4 tRNA genes and 1 rRNA gene are annotated in these 740 nt (G+C 49.5%); all 5 read left to right on the forward strand.

The window, feature by feature from the left end:
- The first annotated feature begins 173 nt into the window (after positions 1-173).
- A 5S ribosomal RNA gene (rrf, locus tag EVJ33_RS15170) occupies positions 174-289 on the forward strand.
- An 11-nt stretch (positions 290-300) separates the two neighbouring features.
- A tRNA-Val gene (locus EVJ33_RS15175) sits at positions 301-376 on the forward strand.
- A gap of 9 nt (positions 377-385) precedes the next feature.
- Positions 386-461: transfer RNA gene (locus EVJ33_RS15180), tRNA-Thr, on the forward strand.
- Between the two features lie 34 nt (positions 462-495).
- Positions 496-582 (forward strand) — tRNA-Leu (locus EVJ33_RS15185).
- 31 nt (positions 583-613) lie between these two features.
- A tRNA-Arg gene (locus EVJ33_RS15190) sits at positions 614-690 on the forward strand.
- Positions 691-740 lie beyond the last annotated feature (50 nt).

Raw genomic sequence — 740 nt, forward strand, 5'->3', positions numbered from 1 at the left:
AGGTAGATAGGTCATGGGTGGAAGCACGGCGACGTGTGGAGCTGAATGATACTAATCGGTCGAGGCTTTGATCTAGTCTAAGGTTTGTATGAATTGATGAATCTTCAGTTTTGAGAGAACAATCTCTTAAAAAGAGTTGACATTATGTTAAAATAATGTTAATCTCATATATGTCTGGTGGCGATAGCGAAGCGGCCACACCCGTTCCCATGCCGAACACGGAAGTTAAGCGCTTCAGCGCCGAAAGTAGTTGGGGGTCTCCCCCTGTGAGGATAGGACGTTGCCAGGCATTACATATTTGGAGGATTAGCTCAGCTGGGAGAGCACCTGCCTTACAAGCAGGGGGTCGGCGGTTCGATCCCGTCATCCTCCACCATTTACACCTGCCGGTGTAGCTCAGTTGGTAGAGCATCTGACTTGTAATCAGAGGGTCGAGGGTTCGAATCCTTTCGCCGGCACCATTTTTCAAATAGTCTACCGCATGAATTATACCTTGCCGGGGTGGCGGAATTGGTAGACGCACAGGACTTAAAATCCTGCGAGGGTTTCCTCGTGCCGGTTCAAGTCCGGCCCTCGGTACCATCTTAATATCCCATGAAAGTTCATTCGTCTCGCACCCTTAGCTCAGCTGGATAGAGCGTTAGACTACGAATCTAAAGGCCGGGAGTTCGAATCTCTCAGGGTGCACCATTTATAACGGGAAGTAGCTCAGCTTGGTAGAGCACTTGGTTTGGGACCAA

Origin of the sequence: Exiguobacterium sp. SL-10 (assembly GCF_004337025.1) — a bacterium.
Classification (GTDB): domain Bacteria; phylum Bacillota; class Bacilli; order Exiguobacteriales; family Exiguobacteriaceae; genus Exiguobacterium.